The sequence below is a fragment of the Parafrankia sp. Ea1.12 genome (assembly GCF_900465275.1).
GTDB lineage: Bacteria > Actinomycetota > Actinomycetes > Frankiales > Frankiaceae > Parafrankia > Parafrankia soli.
In genome coordinates this window covers 1-240 of record NZ_UBIZ01000420.1, presented here as the reverse complement: position 1 = coordinate 240, position 240 = coordinate 1, and the positions used below count along the sequence as shown (strand labels likewise).

At 66.2% G+C, this 240-nt stretch carries 1 pseudogene; it reads left to right on the top strand.

Features of this window, described 5'->3' with window-relative positions:
- Nucleotides 1–240 (top strand): annotated as a pseudogene (locus tag FMEAI12_RS24620) (transposase); the annotation flags it as partial.

Sequence of the window (240 nt, the reverse complement as noted above, 5' to 3'; positions counted from 1 at the left end):
CACGACATGGCGACAGTTCCTGCGCACGCAGGCAGCGACCATGCTGGCCGTGGACTTTTTCCACGTGGACTGCGCGGTGACGCTGCGGCGGCTGTACTGCTTCTTCGTCATAAAGGTCGGCTCCCGCTCCGTCCACATCCTCGGGGTCACCTCCCACCCCGACGGCCCGTGGACCACCCAACAGATCCGCAACCTCCTCCTGGACCTCGGCGACCGGACGGCCGACTTCCAGGTCCTGGT